The 18,318-nt window shown below is 42.8% G+C and carries 11 protein-coding genes and 1 other RNA gene; 3 read left to right on the top strand and 9 right to left on the bottom strand.

The window, feature by feature from the left end; translation table 11 throughout:
- Positions 1-23: 23 nt before the first annotated feature.
- From KD145_RS26545 to KD145_RS26505, 9 genes are all read right to left on the bottom strand, one after another.
- Positions 24-821: a hypothetical protein gene (locus KD145_RS26545; protein WP_212002833.1), complete on the bottom strand. Its 798-nt coding sequence runs from the start codon at positions 819-821 to the stop codon at positions 24-26.
- Between the two features lie 22 nt (positions 822-843).
- Positions 844-7,386 (bottom strand): hypothetical protein, encoded by a 6,543-nt coding sequence (locus KD145_RS26540; RefSeq protein ID WP_212002832.1) that lies wholly within the window; start codon positions 7,384-7,386, stop codon positions 844-846.
- A complete protein-coding gene (locus KD145_RS26535) occupies positions 7,383-7,910 on the bottom strand; it encodes a hypothetical protein (RefSeq protein WP_212002831.1) in 528 nt (175 codons plus the stop codon). Before KD145_RS26535 ends, KD145_RS26540 begins: the two co-directional genes overlap by 4 nt.
- Complete coding sequence (locus KD145_RS26530; RefSeq protein WP_212002830.1) at positions 7,907-8,977, bottom strand: hypothetical protein; 1,071 nt, start codon at positions 8,975-8,977, stop codon at positions 7,907-7,909. The genes KD145_RS26535 and KD145_RS26530 overlap by 4 nt, the downstream gene beginning before the upstream one ends.
- 25 nt (positions 8,978-9,002) lie before the next feature.
- Positions 9,003-11,306 (bottom strand): hypothetical protein, encoded by a 2,304-nt coding sequence (locus tag KD145_RS26525; RefSeq protein WP_212002829.1) that lies wholly within the window; start codon positions 11,304-11,306, stop codon positions 9,003-9,005.
- A 702-nt stretch (positions 11,307-12,008) separates the two neighbouring features.
- Positions 12,009-12,382: a transfer-messenger RNA gene (gene ssrA / locus KD145_RS26520) on the bottom strand.
- 83 nt (positions 12,383-12,465) lie between these two features.
- Positions 12,466-13,812 carry an RIP metalloprotease RseP gene (gene rseP, locus KD145_RS26515; RefSeq protein ID WP_212002828.1) on the bottom strand — a complete coding sequence of 449 codons (1,347 nt, stop codon included), beginning with the start codon at positions 13,810-13,812 and terminating at the stop codon, positions 12,466-12,468.
- 86 nt (positions 13,813-13,898) lie between these two features.
- Complete coding sequence (locus KD145_RS26510) at positions 13,899-15,065, bottom strand: 1-deoxy-D-xylulose-5-phosphate reductoisomerase (RefSeq protein WP_212002827.1); 1,167 nt, start codon at positions 15,063-15,065, stop codon at positions 13,899-13,901.
- Positions 15,066-15,158: 93 nt separating this feature from the next.
- Positions 15,159-16,658, bottom strand: a complete 1,500-nt coding sequence (locus tag KD145_RS26505; RefSeq protein ID WP_212002826.1) for a GH3 auxin-responsive promoter family protein — start codon at positions 16,656-16,658, stop codon at positions 15,159-15,161.
- A gap of 352 nt (positions 16,659-17,010) precedes the next feature.
- On the opposite strand from KD145_RS26505, the gene rplU reads away from it, so the two are divergent.
- The 3 genes from rplU (at position 17,011) to KD145_RS26490 (ending at position 18,177) form a co-directional block, all read left to right on the top strand.
- Positions 17,011-17,367, top strand: coding sequence for a 50S ribosomal protein L21 (rplU, locus tag KD145_RS26500; protein WP_249219579.1), 357 nt, complete (start codon positions 17,011-17,013; stop codon positions 17,365-17,367).
- Positions 17,368-17,423: 56 nt separating this feature from the next.
- On the top strand, positions 17,424-17,702 hold the full coding sequence (gene rpmA / locus KD145_RS26495; protein ID WP_113614786.1) for a 50S ribosomal protein L27: 279 nt from the start codon (positions 17,424-17,426) through the stop codon (positions 17,700-17,702).
- Positions 17,703-17,766: 64 nt separating this feature from the next.
- Positions 17,767-18,177 (top strand): hypothetical protein, encoded by a 411-nt coding sequence (locus tag KD145_RS26490; protein WP_212002825.1) that lies wholly within the window; start codon positions 17,767-17,769, stop codon positions 18,175-18,177.
- The last annotated feature ends 141 nt before the right edge of the window (positions 18,178-18,318 follow it).

The following is an 18,318-nucleotide window of genomic DNA, read 5'->3' as shown; positions in this document are numbered from 1 at the left end:
CAAAAATGGCGGTTGCAGTTAACTTATAGGGATGAAACTATTTCGTATTGCTGAAAAGCAGGGGCTGGCCTGAAATGCCCCTTCTCACCACGCAGATACTTGTTTTTCTGAAAATGTCTGACATCGGCATTTTGCAAATTCCAGGACTTCATCGTAAACCTGATTTGCTTATCCTTCGCTGCATTCAATGGATCAGTGATGTCAGTTAACCGCATAAACAATTCATGCACTTCGCCAGTCCGCATGTTGAGTTGATAACTATATTGTTTGCAGGCAACATGGTTGTTACAGGTCAGCACATATAAAGAATCCTCACCTACTGCGGAAGTAGTCAGTTCATATTTGTCTTCCCGGAAAGTTTTGATCAACTCGTCCCCTGGCGCAGCAAAAGGAGTAACTACCTTTTTTGCAGGAGAAATGATGATCCTTTTGCTGGCATGATTACAAACAAGGTATATATCCTTTAAAGACAACATTTCGATTTCGCCAAGAGCATAGTAATAAGAAGCGCCATCCCGGGAGAAAACAAACGGTTTGGTCCCCGATGCGGCAGAGTCCTGCGGGTCTTTGATACTAATGGTGCCCTCAATGCTCATCTGCTGCCCGGACATCCCTTTTCTTAATATGGTAAATACCTTCAGCATAGTCTGTTTATCTGCTTCTGTAAACGATGCTCCTGCTACCTCTTCAGGTACAGTGTTGGCGGCTTGTCCGGCCAACTGAAAATGCCAGTTGTTTTTATCCCACGCATAGCTTATTGCCACTATTAACACGATCAGCACTGACAATCCTATCTTCAGTATTAAATTAAATTTTCTCATAGTAAGGAGTAATAGCTTTAAATTAATTTTGCTTCAACCAGTTACGAGTTTCCTTTAAGGTCATAATCCCTCTTTCTGTTTCCTTTTTCACCCGGATCAGTATCCCTTCATCATCATATTCATAGAAGGTGGCAAAATTGTTCTCATCCAAAGTCGCCATCAACCGTAAAGTTTTATCATCGTAAGCAAAAGTCTGCATAATGGCCTGATACGGGAAAATGCGGATATCATCGATATAGATATTGCCGGCAGCAGGGATGGACAATGTCATCACCTGTGCATTTACGGTGAAGGAACCTTCTATTTTCTTCCAACGCTCTACTACTGCTGTAACCTTATAGTCCAAAGAGGCGCCATTTACCTTGATGTCCAGGGCAGGTTGACTATTTGTAATACCTCCGTCTTTTACCCAAGCAGAGAACAGGTAACTTTTATCTTTAACAGGATGAAATCCGACCTGATATAATCCATCTACCTGCCTTCTTACATAACATCCCAGCGGATCGTTAGCCAGGTACTGACCCGGTTGGGATACCAGCGCAGATGCATCTGCTGTAAGGTTTATCGCTCTGGTAAGTTTCAGGGAGTAGTTTCCGGAATGTGATTCTTCAGGGTTGGGGTTTACAGAACCTAGCGCTGCATTCATTGAAAACTGAGCGGTAACGCAACCAGCCATATAATTACAGCCGGTATTAAACTTATAGTCTTCAAACCCTTCATAATAAATCTCCCGTTTCATGGCGTTTTTGGCGACCGCGCTGGATACCGTATTATTATATCCAAACAAAACACTGGAGTAATTATTCAACGCATCCCTGTTTTCTTCTTCCTGACCATATTTATCATAAGCCGTCACGTATCTGCTGGTCACCCATTGTGTGCTGGCCTGACTGGCCTCCCAGGCATTGCTGGTATTATTAAAATACCAGTATGGCATATAACTCTTGAGATATCCACTATTCCTCACATTTACGCCAGGTTTGTCTGTGGCCAGTTGCTGGTCTGTGCGGGTGGTTAAGAACGCTTTTTCTTCAGAAACCCGCCAATTGCCTAACATTCCCATTAAATATGGGTTAAACGCCTGCGGACTGGGTGTCTTGCAAACAATCGGATCAGAACATAAATCCAATGTACCTGAAGAGCAATTGAACAATCTTCTGGTAGGTGGATTATTTTCACCATTGCCGTACAGGTAGGAATTATAAGACTTCCTGATACTCTGATCTATAAAGTCGCGTGTACTAAACACTTTTCTGCTAATAGCAAGGCCATCAGCCCCGGAAAGCTCCTGTGGAGTAGCATCATAAATTTCAAGTCCCACAGTGGCTAGCTCCGTGTCATTGTTCATCTGGATCAACAGTGTATGTTTACCCGCTGTCAGATACTTAGGACGAACATACCAATACCGGAAAGTAGTCTGATCGTTTGCCAGTAGACTGGTGAAGGGGCTGCCATCAACAGAAACTCTCATGAAATTATCACAGGCATACCCAATTGAATAGGTTCCATCATGAGGGATATTAATACAGGTTTCTATACCGAACCATGTTCTCAGCGCAGTATTTCCTACCCACACGCCAACATTATTCAGACGCCCGATAGTTCCCCCGTTGGGATCGTTTGTTCCCCAGATAGTGCTGTTTGCCACTGCCCAATCATGATTAGTGGCCTGCTCTGTGCTATAAAATTTTGCACCCTGCAATCCATAATTGTTGACTGACGTGCTCCCTGTTGTTAGTGTGAGATTGTCATTAGCAACCGAGGTTGGGGAAGTAACACAAAACAGTCCATCCGATGATAAGGTCCCTGAAGGACAGTTCACACAGGGGGTGCCGTTCCAGGCTTCTTCATAAAGTTTAACCCCGGCATTCAACACTTTGTAAGCAGCTGCATCTCCATTACTGAATACATTTAAAGATCCGTTGCTAACAGGATTGGCCAGGCACATGATAGAAGCAGTCACGTCACCTAACTGATTACGATAGCCTGAGCGAATAACTTTAACGGCTCCTGTATAACTAATGACGGTATTACCGGCATCATTAACCAGACGCATCTTCTTTGTATTATCTGTATCCGTAGGAGTCGAAATCACCCAGTAACGCACACCGGCTCCATCTTCCAATTCATCTCCCGAAGCCAGATAGGGCCAGAATTTGGTGTTAATTACTCCTTTTATATCAGTAGTAAAACCGGTGAAATTGGTATTGATATTTTTATAGGCACCGGACATACCTGTGTACTTCCAGTATGCAGGCAAGCTTACCGTGTAAACCGGGTCATTAAATGCATTGGTATTGCTCGTCACCACAGGGTTACCGGTATTTCTGTCAAAAACCAGATTTGTGCTGGTGGCAGAAGATCCATTTATCATTTTGGTCACATGGTCCAGTATACCTGTCTGCATGATTGTCTTCAACGTCACTGCAGAGCGGAAAAGCCGGTAGCTATCATTCTCCTTCCTGGGGGTATGTCCGATTCCCATAACCCAGGGGCCTATCGGGAAAACATCCGCCCCTATCTGCACAGAAGTACCCATGTCTTTATACTCCTGCTCACGCATATCCGTCACCAGTTCTATTTCCCTACCCAATACCTCTGACTGCCGCACAACACCCCTCTCATCGATGGTGCTCACTTCATTATTCAGCTTCATTCTCCCACCATCGATCGGATCCGATTTATAAAAATAGGAGACTGATGATATTTCCGCTCCTGTTTGATTAAATACCTTCTCTGACTTTGGCTTACCATGCATATCGTTTAAAGAAACGACATATCCTTGTGACATAATTAATTCATATATCTCTGTTCCCCCTACGAAGTTGGCCCAGGAATAAGGTCCATTTTGCCAAACATCAGGTTTGGCCTGTGTCTCTACCAGAACCGGGTAATCCTTAGCGGTATAAAACTCAGACTGTTGCCAGCCAGTTGCATTATCAGGATCAGCCTTCCCTTCTTCATCCAATGCACGTACTACCACTTTCCTGTAACCAACCTGTGGTGCAGGAAACAAAGACTCTCCAAATGGCTCCTCCAGGTAAAAGAAATTAGTCAATGATCCTTTACTGATCTGACTATATGGAATGGGCATCCGCATAGGATTTTCATCACCACCCACATAAGGTTCGTATGAAGCAACACCACTACTGATCTGCTTTCCATTCTCCTCTATGGTATATTCATATTGCTGACCATAACTGGCAGCGGTATTTACACCTCCAGCTATCTGATTCCAGTTATCAGACAATTTAATACTGCGCACCCGGGATGCACCCCCGATTTTATGTCCATCTGCTTTTACCAGCCTGGCAAAACTCTTGGTCAGGTCTACCTTTCCGGCAAAACCTTTCTTTAAAGCACGCTCATTGAACGTAACTCTTAATTCCGCAATATTTCTGATAGAATTCACCAAAGCAACCAGTGCCTGGGCTAAAGGAGGCTCGCCTGTTAACCGGTTTTTATAACCCGGATAGGCATACATAGGATAATCCAATCGCATACGCTGCCAGGCAGCAGATAGGAACGGATTAACATTGGTACCACCGTCATTCACATCTTTAAAATAGATATCACATGTCCCGTCCTTATTATCTTTAACAGATGATAACTCCCCATATGCCGGTATGATCTCATACAAAGCAGCGGCTTCTGAATCAGGGGAATCGGATACATTAACCTTTAATCTCGCATAAAAATCATTCCGTCCATTCAAATAATCAATGATAAAATTCCGAAGCAGTTCTGCATTTCCTGAGCCTCTCAAAGGACCGGGAGTATTAATCCTAAATCCTTTAGCCTGAGCCAGACTGAGGGTTTCCTTGCCATCTATATCAATCATCTTCCGGATAACAACCATTTGCATAGCCTTCCTATCCTGTACATAGGCATAATCACCTGCTTCATAGTTAACATCAATAATACCTCCGCTGGGCAAGGTGATCTTTGACAGATTCCAAAGAGCCGCATTGGCATTCGCTGTAACAGGATCCTGTATCACATAGGGAAATTCATCATTTTTCAAATCTCCCCAGCCCGCATTCCTATTGGCATTTTTGGATTTATAATTTCCCCAGCGATCAGAAGACATATAAGCATAATTGGCATTTGCACCATACTCGAACTTATACTTATGAAACTTACCCTTCTCTGATGATGCATATTTAAAATAAATACCTGTTAAAGTCAGCTTTCCTTTTGATGTATTCTGTACATCAACATTGGGTAATCCGTTACACAAATCATAACCATAATCCAAAACAACCGTTTTGATAGGAGTTTGCATATCCGCCCTGGAATACATCCGGATCTCCTTCAGTCTGCGCAACTTTACACCAGGGTCCGGTTTCCCGTTTAGATTCATCACTCCTAAACCATCCAACCGGTCTTCAGTAATAAAATACACCACCTTGGTTTTAGTTTCTATAGACTGGAGATACCATATTTCCTTCTCTCCCATCATAATACTTCCTTTATCATCCAGTGGATCGGCCTGTAATCCGCGGTTAAACTGTGCTTTTCCTTCCTTCATAGGAGTTCTCCACTTGTAAGTAGAAGCAAGTTTGGAGTAATTAAACTTTACAGCAGTACCGATATCATCCGGTGTGATCCCATTGTTTGTAACATCAACATAATCCGGACTTAATATGGCCGTTAACAAATAGGAAGAAGCATAAGGCGACTGCGCTTCATGATGGAAAAACGCATCCCCGTCATTTGATTCCACAGGCTTATCATTGGATATGGGAAAGTCAACCAGATTATCATCATCCGGTACTGTTCCACTTTTCAATGCAAAACTGTATTCATCCTGTTTAACACTATAAACAGGCAAACCATAAACGATCCGTTTCCCATCAGTCTCCGTTACTGTCATGGAAGAAATATGATGTTCCTTTCTCATACTACTCAAACGGGGAAAATCCGTTCCTGAAGGACAGGACTGCGCAACATAGGACGCATTCAGCAATGGGTAATTTTTTATTGCATTGGCAGCACCATCGGTATTGGCTTCTTTTGCAGTCTGATAGCTGATCACACTATTGCCCAATTGCCGACCGTTCTTTTTTAACGGCGTACCAGTAGAAACAGTATTGTTGTTTTTATCTTTTAACCTGTTAGATGTCCCTTTACCATTCAACGGAACATTAACCAGTTTGTCACCTCCAACCAGGTTTACAAACTCACTGGATTCCGCCTGCTGTTCACCCGTCATTTTGAAATATGCCTGTTGCTCATCCAACTTGGAAGCGTCCAGCTGATAATCCCCGATGCTGAGATAATTATTATCTGTAGTCCATTTACCGGAAATATTGGAAGCATCCTGCTTATAAAGGGTTACACCACCATGAAAATAAGCACCGATACCATAATCTGATCCGATAGAAGTATTGCTGGTTGCATCTTTGGCGTAGTTATCAAAGATAACCGCAGCATTTCCCCGGTTTAATTTAAACTGTCCGCTGGAAGCCTGGCTGGTATAGGAAAAAAGATCAGGGGTCAGAATAGGCACTGCAAGATTGGGAATAGTGGGAATGACAGGGTTTTCCTTTTCCCGCATAAAATCCATCAGGGCATCCTTTTTACTCGTTCCATTATGCGCGTACAGGGCACCATAGCCAAAAGCAATATGAGATCTGGAAATGATTTCCTGTTTACTGTAATATCCGGTAAAACCACCTCCGCCAAATAAAGCCCAACCAGTACCTCCGAATTCCGCGGAAAAGGATGCACTGGTATTTTTATATCCAAAGTTAATCTTAGGGCTTACAGACGGTGTATTGAATGCAAATGAATAACCCAACATCAAAGGATCACCTCCCTGAGAATAAGTATGTCCCAATGTCAGCTCCTTAAACCCTTGCCGGCTGTTATAACCCAAACTCGCTGATACACCGGCTGATATCGTACCGTTATATTGCTTAAAATAATTATAATCCAGGCTTGCACCTATCGTAGTACTGACACCACTGGAAGTATTGGAATTAAATCCGATGTTTACATTTCCGGTAAGTGCCCTTGCATTTCCGGGACTGATGCTTAGCCCTGCATTCGCACCGAACTCTGCTCCAATACCATTATAGTTATCACTGAAGATACCAACGCTCAGGGACCCGCTTAGCTTTCCTATATTCATACCCAGGAGCTCTCCTCTCACAGTCCCCCTTCCTCCATAAGTAACCTTTGGTTTGGTACTATGCTCCGTTTCTACAGCATCTCCGTTGAAGTCATCGGGTAAACCGCGCAGCTGACGGTTAATAGCGCCTACGTTCAAATTCCATCCCAGGCCTACCCAACTCGCTTCATCGTCGATACCAGCACCAGATGCGTAGTTCAGATTCACAGGGTATCCGTCAATATCCAGCAATGGAATATTATATTTAAAACTACCTGTAAAATGATCTACCATCTCATTGACAGATGCGGGCTGAAACTGTTTCTGTTCCGGTTGGGTTGGACCGGAGCTCAATGCCAGGCTTTTTAGCGGGGCGAAGGTTTCAACAGACCATAACAAGAGAAAAAACGCTGCTACACGCTTCTTTGTACTTACTCGCTGTAATATCATAGTGCTAGGCTAAGGGAATCTGATTGTTGTAATAAGGTTTGCTGCAATGGAAAAAATAATCGGGAACCGGAATAAATCCAATCTTTATATACCAGCTGAAGCTTCGATACTTTTTCAGAACGATGAAAAGCCACCAGGTATTCCGGACCGCCAATATTTCCATTAGCTACCCGTTCTGCATATACTGGTATCAGGGTATCATTATCCGCAATCAATTGAAATAAAGTATCCAACCCAAAGCTGGCCACCTGCTGCGCACTCATTTTTTGTATGGCAGAGGCATCCGCAGAACTGACATTGATTCTGAATGTCAGCAGGTTATCATTTTCATCCTTTCCATCATTCACAGATCGTTGCCATCCAATGGGCAGGTAGGTACAGGAGATGGCAATATTACCAATGTTCTTGTGCTGCACCAGCCCGTTATCCGGCTGCTGATGCAATGCTTTAAATTGTTTACCGGCCGGACTTTCACACGCCATGAGCCATAGCGCCAGCACCCACCCGAATTTCCAATATCTCATTCATCAATTGGTTTAGCATACAGGAATCGAAGTTCGCTTTTAAGTCCATCAGGTAACGTAATCGTCAGGCGATAATAGTAACCATCTTTAAATGACCTATTCTCCGAAAGATCTATCACCACATGATTACCTCCATGCACCAGCTTAACTTTAGGCAGATGTTTGACTTTACTACCTGGATCTGTCAGACACACAATTTCATAGTTAAGATTTGTAGCGGCATAGGTATTATGCGTGGCAAATCTTATATATCCGTTGGCCAGATAGAAGTTCCCCTTTGTTAAATCCTCTATATCGCGGAAACTCTCCGGTGTCAAGGGTGCTGAACTGTCTTTGCATTGCAGCTTAAATGTCCACATCTCAGAGGTAGACAGCAGCACGTCTCCTTTATAAGCTGTCACCTGCCAGATGTATTCTTTTCCTTCCTTCAATTCCTGTGCAGAAGGTGGGAAAAACAACATCGGTGTATTAATAAAAGACTGGTTGATTAAGGGTAAATTATAGCGCAGAGCCTCAGCCTTGTTCTGCCCCGGATTCAGCGTAGTCAGTATTAAACGGTATTGCATACCCGGAATTGCCGGCAACAAAGGCTGCCAGAAAAGATTAGGTCTTTTATCACAAATCTGGTCACCATCATACGGTGATGTCAATATAAGCGGGGAGAAAGGCTGTAAGGAATAATTGAAACATTGCTGACCCAGAGAAATTCCACCATGAACATCTCCTGGGCTCACTTCAAAACAATATTCATAGTCAGCAGCAGTAAACAAATGCGACTGCCGAAGGATAGCAGCAATTTTATTTTCAGCAAACTGAATGCTGACACCTGCCATTAAACCTGCAGGTAAGGGATTCAGTCCGGGCATAAGGTCAAATGCAGGTGTTTTGATTGATACCACCTTCCCTACAGACTGGGCTGCAACGGTAATCGTAAGTACCGCTCTTTGCCTTGTTGTAGCAGCATTATTCAATTTTACCTGTAATAATCCATCCAATGACCGACCCTGAATTTCAGGCACAAACACTACTGTCACCTGAGCATAGGCAAATGCTGGTAGTAATAGCAAAAAAAGACAAAGTTGACGCATAAATTTAATTCAATTGATATTGTACAGCCAGCTGCGTGTTAAAATTCCCAAACAAATAATTCTGGGGAGAATCCATAATTGATTTTCTGCAGTCCAGATACAGATTTACATTAAGTCTTGAGGAAACCATTGTTCCAATACTTTGTTTAATACCTGCCTGCTCCACCACCCCTTTATTCTTCATATATGTCAAACCGGAGGAGCAATTGATCTTTTTCATCAGAACATAGGACCAGCCGGTTTCCGCATTGAACAAATCTCCATAGATCGCCTGATCTTTCACGTCCTTGTTATACATCACATTAACCGATAAAACATGGGTATTAATAACCACACTGTGATTAATATTCATGTTCAGTAATAGACTGTGGATAGGGAATACGTTTATCTGCTGAAGGCTAAAATTCGCGTTTGTGCTGTTAGGTATGGAAAAAAGTCGTCCGCTCCACTGCGTACCAATATTAATATTACGATTCACAAATCCGGTGATACTGCTGCTATCGGTAACACCTTTCATCATAGCCTGCGCAATCCGGGAAGAAAAGGACAGGTTCTTCTTTAAACGTATCCTGAAGTCAACAGCAAGCTGTGTATTATTCCATTTGGATTTTCCAATGGCAGAAGTTTTGGTGTCCTGAACATCTGCCCGAAAACCTAATGATACTTTTCTTTTATTGAACTTCCGTACTACATTTAAGCCATATTTAACAGACCCTCTCGTTGCTCCGGGAGAACCGGGATTATTGTATCCCAACCCTGCATAACTGATATAAGCCCGTTGACTCATATCCAATTCCTTTATGCTACCGCTATAATCCAGCCCTACAGAAACAGTTTCCCAGAAATCATTAAACATTGACATGGCTGCCGCCTTTGAAGCCAGCATATTTTCGTTGCCGGTAGCGCTATTCTTATAGGTAGTATTGGATTTTCCTACCTCTGCAGCAATGGTTCCGTATTTACCCAAACTAATCTGTTCCGAAACTGCTCCTACAAATGTGTTTTGTGGAAGCCGCGGCATATCAAAGCCATTACGGCTTTGTTTGGAGTTCGCATTCAATATGCCAACATGCGTATGTGCCGCACCAGGATCTCCGGTGCCCAGCTGGATAAACTGTGTGGCAAAATTACCGGGATCAATACTGGAGTTCAGACCAATATTCTTTATATCTGCAGCATCATTCCTCACACCAGCTCCCAATGAAAGGAATTTATTATTTGAAAGAAATGACCCTTGAAAACCAGCCATGAATAAGTCTCTGGTCAAACTGCTGCCATCACTTCCGATATTACCTATCTGGAAATTTCTCGCCTGTAAGAATAAACGCTGTATAAAGTTTAATGGTAATAAAGACTGTATATTTTTTCTCTGAGCAACGGGCGAATTGATATTATCCGTCACCAGTTCATTGATCTTCTGTTGAGAGGTAAGTGTTTTTTTAGCCAGTAAATCGGTATCAAGGGTAGATTTCAGGGCATAGATCCTGTCTATGTAACGCTGTATGGCTACGGCTTCCTGTGCAGCGCTGTCTTTCCCCATGGTAGCCAGTTTCACAGGATCCTGTTGTAATACCTTATGGTCACTTAGCAGGTGTCTTATCTGTGCGCTGTCCAGATAAATAAGTTCTTCCGGATTGATAATTTTCGAAAGATTTTTGCCGGCAGACAGACTGCTTAGTTCATGTTGCGCCTCATCAATCTGCTTACCGATATAAGACTTAAGCGCAGTACTAACATTAATATCTTTTAACAAATACTTGTTAACATCAAAAGACTGATTTACGTATTTGTTCATTCTTTCGATGTAAGCTTCCTTATCAAAAGAAAATTTCTTTAACCCTTTATTAAAAACATCTGTTCCCTGTTGATACTGCCCCGCGATATCCGTAAACTCAAAATTGAATGGAATATTTCCTATCACCAGTTTATCCTCTAGTCCGGCTACCACTTGTACAGGATTCAATGCTCCGGCAGCATTATTGGAAGTAACAATCAGGGAGGCACCTTTAAAAGAGTTATCAAAAGCACCTCTGTTCATGAGGTTAGGAAGATTAAAATCATTTTTGTGCGCATAAAAGCCCCTGAACTTACTATCCAGATATTTCCGTACACTGGTGGTATCGTTCATGAGCGCATACCCTGATTTGACGCGTTCAAATTCTTTATTACCATAATTCTGACGGATATACTGCTGATACTGCTGCAATACCTGTTGATGAGGGTTTGTTACAGTTGGCTGCTTTAACGCGTTTAACGAATTCCTTGCATATACAGAGTCTATCAATGACTGCTGAATAGCAACATTCACCAAACCGGATTCAGGTTCAGCATCAGCTCTTTTTTTGAAAGGTGGCGCCGTCTGACTAAATACAGTACAGGACAGTATTATAGCGCTACAGGTTACAATACAAAATTCTTTAACCATAAAGGGATAATAGGGTATACATGAATAAACTATTCGGGTGGATCTTACCAGGCCAACATTAATAGGTTATCAATGCATTCACAGGTACAGGATTTTTTTCTACTTTTAAAAGCGTCTCTCGGCTTAAGTGACAATCTTCACTTCGCGAAAATAGCTGAAGCAACTCTTATTTCACTCACACCTTAATGTAATTACAAATATTTTTTCTTCAGGTAACAAATCAGATTCCACCGGGAAAGTATTCATGACCCACCGGAGAAATAGAAACTGTTGTATAAGTTAAGCTTTAACAATGATCATGATTACAAATTTGCTATAGAACCATTGTAAATATAGAACGAGTGAACGTATTGTATTTGCGTACTGCCAGGCGGATTATAAAATCACACAAACAGTTGTGACAATGTTTTTTGAATCAAGTGAAAACCTTCCGGAAATTGACCAATTGATGTCTGGAAGCCTTAGTTATTCAAACGGGAGAAACAATGAAAGGAGAGATTATCAGGAAGGATTTTAATTCAATCACAAACTATTAAAAACAAAAGAGGTTGTGAATCGAAGACTCACAACCTCTTTTGTTTTTATCTGTGGAGATGGCGGGAATCGAACCCGCGTCCAAACATATTCGCCGAAAGCTTTCTACATGCTTATTTATGCATTGGTTTGTCGGAACTCAGCAGGGGCATAACTAACCAACCTCGTTCTTATCCGTTTAGCTTCAGTACTCACTCACAGAAACCATGAGCACCTATCCCTATGGGTTTGATGATTCAGCGGCGGGAGTCGCATAAGGCGACAACTCCAGGCGGCTATAATGGGTGTCTAATCTCTGATTAGGCAGCCATGGCGTAGTTAGATTCGCCATATAAAGTTTGAATATTCAGATTAACGTGCTAATTATCCAACGCACGACATGCTTACACTTTCAAAGATCTATGCTGTCAAAACCAGGCATCCCCGATTTGATCTGAACTACAAATATACGAAAAAAATATGGATTACGGAAAAACCGTAATCCATATCTCTAAAATATTAAAATGATTTAGAACCACTTACTGATGATATTCCGCCAGAAGTCAAGTCCGTTAGCCAGCAGCAGCAGACCGAACAGTACCACCATACCAGCGATCTGAGCGTATTCCAGGAATTTCTCACCAGGTTTACGGCCGGTAATGATCTCGTACAGCAGGAAGAGCACGTGTCCGCCATCCAGCGCCGGAATAGGCAGGATGTTCATGAAAGCCAGAATAATAGACAGGAAGGCTGTCATCTCCCAGAAGGTGAGCCAGTCCCAGGCTTCAGGAAACAGGTTACCAATGCTCATAAAACCACCCAGCGACTCACTTACCTTCACTTCTTTGGACACGAAGATCAGTCTCAGCTGTTGTACATATCCCACCAACTTATCAATGCTCATCATAAAACCGGCAGGGATAGCCTGTGGTAAGGTATAGTTCACAACTTTATACTCGAAGAACTTCTCCGGGTCCTGCGGATAAATACCCAGTTGGGCTTTATTATCCAGTTTAACCGGGATGGTCAGAGAGTCTTTCCCTCTCATAACACCGATCTTCACTTCTTCATTCTTATGTTTGCGCAGCTCCTTGGCGAAATCTGTGAAATAAGGCACAGAGAGATTGTTGATAGACAACATCTGATCACCTGGTTTGAACAGACCACTTTTATCAGCGATCGATCCTTTTTCGAACCGGTCTGCATAATACGGGTAGCGTACATAGGCAAAAGGTTCCTTCTGTTTCAGCAATGCATTGATAAAGCCTGCAGGAACAGGGAAACTCATTTCTTTTCCGTCGCGGATTACTTCAATGCTTTTGGCTTCGCGCAGGATCACCTTACCGGTGATGGCGCCAAACCGGTCTACTTTCTGATGGTTGACAGATACGATTTTGTCACCGTCGCGCAGACCTATACTTTGGGCCAGGGAATCTACCGTAACGCCGTATTTCACCGCATCCGTAGGCAGGTATTTTTCGCCCCAGTGCCATAAGATCATGCTATAAATAAGAATGGCCAGGAGGACGTTAACCGTCACACCGCCGACCATAATGATCAGCCGCTGCCAGGCTGGTTTAGCCCTGAATTCATAGGGTTGCGGTGGTTTAGCCATGGCTTCCTTGTCCATGCTTTCATCTATCATACCGGATATTTTTACATATCCGCCGAGTGGCAACCACCCAATACCATATTCTGTTTCTCCTTTTTTGATTTTAAAGAGAGAGAACCATGGATCGAAGAATAAATAGAATTTTTCTACCCTGGTTTTAAACAATTTGGCGGGGATAAAGTGGCCTAACTCATGCAATACGACCAGTATAGAGAGTGACAGTAATAACTGCCCGGCTTTCACCAATATTACCTCTGTTGTCATTTACTTTGTTTCTGCTTTAATCTGCCCAAGATATCGGATTTCACAGATATTCCGGCAAAACTATTTGTTAATTTTCAACGATTATTTTAGATAACGATAGAATTGATAAGGGATGCAGCGTGTTCACGCGCAGCATTATCGCATTCATAATAATCGTGTAAAGTGGGTGCTTCGATAAATGGAATTTTGGCTATTGTTTCTTCAATTACCTCTGTCATCTGTAAGAATCCGATCCGGTTGCGGAGGAAAGCATGCACCACCTCTTCGTTGGCTGCATTCATTACGCAGGCGGTGTTTCCGCCCTTGTGCATTGCCTCTATAGCAATAGCAAGGTTACGGAATGTTTTGGTATCCGGCTGCTCAAAAGTGAGGGACGGATAATTCCGGAAGGAAAACCGCGGGAACTCATTGGCCAGACGGTCAGGGTATCCCAGTGCGTATTGGATAGGCAGTTTCATGTCGGGCAGCCCCATCTGTGCTTTCAGAGAGCCATCCACAAACTGAACCATGGAATGTATAATGGATTGAGGATGAATCACTACCTCAATATTTTCCGGATGAAGACCAAACATCCAGCGGGCTTCGATCATTTCCAGCCCCTTGTTCATCAGGGTGGCACAGTCGATGGTTATCTTAGCGCCCATACGCCAGTTAGGGTGCTGCAGGGCATGATCTTTTTTTACATTGATAAGGAAGTTGGGCTTTTTACCCAGAAAAGGACCGCCGGAAGCGGTGAGTATCACCTTTTCCACTTTGCTGAAAGGCTCCCCTACCAGACATTGGAAAATGGCGGAATGTTCTGAATCCACCGGAATGATAGGCACATTTTTTCTACGGGCGGTGGCCATCACGATATCTCCTGCTACTACCAGGGTTTCCTTGTTGGCCAGTGCTACCGGGGTACCCTGTTCAATGGCAGACAAGGTAGGGGCCAGACCGGCAAAACCGATAATGGCGGCAAGCATCATATCGATAGAGCTCCAGGAAGCTACTTCCACCATGGCTTTGGCACCGGCAAATACTTTGATGCCTTTGTCAAACAATACGTCTTTTACTTGTTTATATTTCTCCTCACTGCCAATCACCACAGCGTTGGGCTTAAACTTCAGCGCCTGCTCGATCAGGAGGTCGGCGTTCTGTTGCGCGGTCAGCACTTCCACGCTGAATTTGTCGGGGTGTGCTGCGATCACTTCCAGTGCCTGTATACCAATGGACCCAGTGGATCCGAATATGGCAATTCTTCGTTTATTCATTACAGTGATTTACTTTTTTATCTTCAATTAACCGGAAAAGAGTGGCCGGCCACCTGTTGAAGGTACCGGATGCTACGATGTTTCCACTTTCGTTTATGGCTGCACGTACCTGGTCAGTTCATCGGCCAGCTTTCTGTCATTGCTTAAACGTGGTACTTTGTTCTGTCCTCCCAGTTTTCCAATAGCTTTCATATAATCAATGAAACCCTGTTTGCGTACTGTCCTTATTTTAAGGGGTTGTAATATATTACCGGTTAAAAGGTCATTATAATAGATGTTCTTCTGACGGAGGTTCTGGTCTACCTTCAGGGCAAATGCCTTCAGGTCTTTGGGGGTATTTTCAAACTCCACAAACCATTCATGGTAGGGTAGTTCTCCATTGGTCTGCACCATTGGGGCCACCGTAAATTCCGTGATATGGACATTTTCTTCCGCAGCTGCTTTCATCAGGCTGTATTCCACTTCTTCTCCGATCACGTGTTCACCGAAGGCTGAAATAAAATGTTTGATCCTCCCGGTCACCAACAAACGATATGGATTGGTGGAGATGAATTTCACCGTGTCACCCAGGTTATATCCCCATAATCCGGCGTTGTTGTTGATGATCATAGCGTAATTTACGCCGGTTTGAACATCTTTCAGCGACAGCCGGGTAGGATTTTCATTAAAAATTTCCTGTGCAGGGATAAACTCATAGAAAATACCGGAATTGGCATTTAATAAAAGGCCTTCCTGCTCCTGCGAATCCTGGAAGGCAAAAAAGCCTTCAGAAGCCGGGAACGTTTCAATTGTATGGATGGGACTGCCAATGGAAGCCATCAGTTTTGCCCGGTACGGCTCAAAGTTGACCCCACCGTACACCATCACATCAAAATTTTTAAATATTTCTTTAATCTTCTTACCGTTGGTACGTTCTATCAGGCGGTCGAAATACATCTGTACCCAAGGTGGAATACCGCTGATCAGTGTCATGTCCTGGTTGATGGTTTCTTCCACGATCCTGTCCAGCTTGGTTTCCCAGTCGTCTATGCAATTTGTTTCATATGTAGGGAGCTGGTTGGTACGCAGGTAGCGGGGGATGTGGTGGTTTACGATCCCGCTAAGGCGTCCGGTTGGGATACCACCTACCCTTTCCAGTTCAGGAGAACCGGAAAGAAAGATCATTTTGCCATCAGCAAAGGCCGTATTGCCGGTTTCGCCCATATAGTTAAGCAGGGCATTCCGGGCGGTATCTATATGATTGGAAATAGATTCTTTGGAGATAGGGATATATTTAACGCCGCTGGTAGTACCGGAGGTTTTGGCCAGATAGATGGGCTGGCCTTTCCAGAGCACATTTTGTTTGCCCTCTTTGATTCTTTCTATATATGGTTTAAACTGCTCGTAATCCCGGATCGGTATAGCTTGTTTAAATTCATCGTAAGTACGTACTGCATCCAGTTTATGGTCATTTCCGAACTCCGTTTTTTTGCCTGTCTTTATCAGTTCATCCAGGATAGCCTCCTGGTCTTCCACCGCCCTGAGCATTTCCTTCCTGATCTTGTTATGTACAATAGAAGCAAATGGTTTGGCTAGCAGTGATTTAAACTTCATGCCCGTTATTTTATAATTGAGAGTATATTTTTTGATTTACGGATTTACGGATTTAGGTATCTGGCTACTGTATCCACTATTTCAGTCTTACCGGACAGCTAAATCCGCAAATCAAAAAATGCCTTCGCGTAAACGACAAAAGTATACAAAATTGCGTTGGTTTGTACAGCAAGATAACTGTTTTTACACCATTGTCATATAACACAACAGCAGTATGCCGGCAGGGGGAACAGCAGGGCAGTTTGTTAAAAAAATTTAAAATTCAGGAAAGTACGTATCTTTGAAAAGAATAAGTTTTTATCCGGCTTTTAATACGTATTTACATATATGAATTAAAAAAAGCCGGAAATCTTTGTTCAATTGGAAAACAATTGATACTTTTGCGGAAATTATATTTTGGATAATTATGTTTGCAGTTGTAAAAATCGCAGGTCAGCAATTTAAAGTACAAAAAGACCAGGAAATTTTTGTACAGCAGTTACAAGGAAAAGTTGGAGACAAAGTGGAGTTTTCCGAAGTTCTGTTGATCGATAACGCTGGTTCACTGACCGTAGGCACTGATGTAAAATCAGTAGTAAAAGCAGAGATCCTGAGCCATGTTCAGGGTGAGAAAGTGATCGCTTTCAAAATGAAGAGAAGAAAAGGCTTCAGAAAGAAAATTGGTCACCGCACCCATTTTACTAAGATCAAGATCAATGACATAGCTTAATTCGTATTAAGCTACATTTTTTATTTTAGACAAAGTTTACTTAAAGTAATTATACAATGGCACATAAAAAAGGTGAAGGTAGTGTAAAGAACGGCCGTGACTCCCAAAGCAAAAGGCTGGGAGTAAAAATCTTCGGTGGTCAACCTGCTATTTCTGGCAACATCATCGTTCGTCAGAGAGGTACTGTTTATCATCCCGGTCAAAACGTAGGTGTTGGTAAAGATTTTACCATTTTCGCGTTGACAGATGGTGTGGTTGAATTCAGAAAAGGTCGCGAAAACAAGACTTACGTTTCTGTTAAAGCATTTGACACCACTGCTCAGGCAGAAGCCTAATCAGTGTTAGCCATAAAGTTTTTTTATACCCAATATTTTTTTACTAACCCAAATTCAAAAAACAATGGCAACAATTAAAAAAGCAGCTGCTAAGAAAGCTGCGCCTAAAAAAGCTGCTGCTAAGAAAGCCGCTCCTAAAAAAGCTGCTGCAAAGAAAGCTGCTCCTAAAAAAGCTGCTCCTAAAAAGAAAGCCGCTGCTAAAAAAGCTGCTCCTAAAAAGAAAGCTGCTGCTAAGAAAGTAGCTCCTAAAAAAGCTGCTGCTAAGAAAGCCGCTCCTAAAAAGAAAGCCGCTGCTAAAAAAGCTGCTCCTAAAAAGAAAGCTGCTGCTAAGAAAGTTGCTCCTAAAAAAGCTGCTGCTAAGAAAGCCGCTCCTAAAAAGAAAGCTGCTGCTAAAAAACCTGTTGCTAAAAAGAAAGCACCTGCTAAAAAAGCACCTGCTGCTCCTCCAGCAACACCAGCTGCACCGGCAAACTAAGATCGGATTTACAAAATGTAGTTATAAAAGATCCCGGCTTCTACGCCGGGATCTTTTTTATTCTCCCCGGACTAAAGTCCGGGGCTAAATTGTTTAGGGGTACCATATATCCCCCTCCCTATCTCCCTTGCACCTCATTCC

This window comes from Chitinophaga sp. HK235, assembly GCF_018255755.1.
Classification (GTDB): Bacteria; Bacteroidota; Bacteroidia; order Chitinophagales; family Chitinophagaceae; genus Chitinophaga.
This window is presented reverse-complemented; position numbering and strand designations above follow the sequence as displayed.

Coding starts and splice junctions, on each gene's coding strand:
- KD145_RS26545 (WP_212002833.1), bottom strand. CDS start 821: ATGAGAAAATTTAATTTAATACTGAAGATAGGATTGTCAGTGCTGATC.
- KD145_RS26540 (WP_212002832.1), bottom strand. CDS start 7,386: ATGATATTACAGCGAGTAAGTACAAAGAAGCGTGTAGCAGCGTTTTTT.
- KD145_RS26535 (WP_212002831.1), bottom strand. CDS start 7,910: ATGAGATATTGGAAATTCGGGTGGGTGCTGGCGCTATGGCTCATGGCG.
- rseP (WP_212002828.1), bottom strand. CDS start 13,812: ATGACAACAGAGGTAATATTGGTGAAAGCCGGGCAGTTATTACTGTCA.
- KD145_RS26510 (WP_212002827.1), bottom strand. CDS start 15,065: ATGAATAAACGAAGAATTGCCATATTCGGATCCACTGGGTCCATTGGT.
- KD145_RS26505 (WP_212002826.1), bottom strand. CDS start 16,658: ATGAAGTTTAAATCACTGCTAGCCAAACCATTTGCTTCTATTGTACAT.
- rpmA (WP_113614786.1), top strand. CDS start 17,424: ATGGCACATAAAAAAGGTGAAGGTAGTGTAAAGAACGGCCGTGACTCC.
- KD145_RS26490 (WP_212002825.1), top strand. CDS start 17,767: ATGGCAACAATTAAAAAAGCAGCTGCTAAGAAAGCTGCGCCTAAAAAA.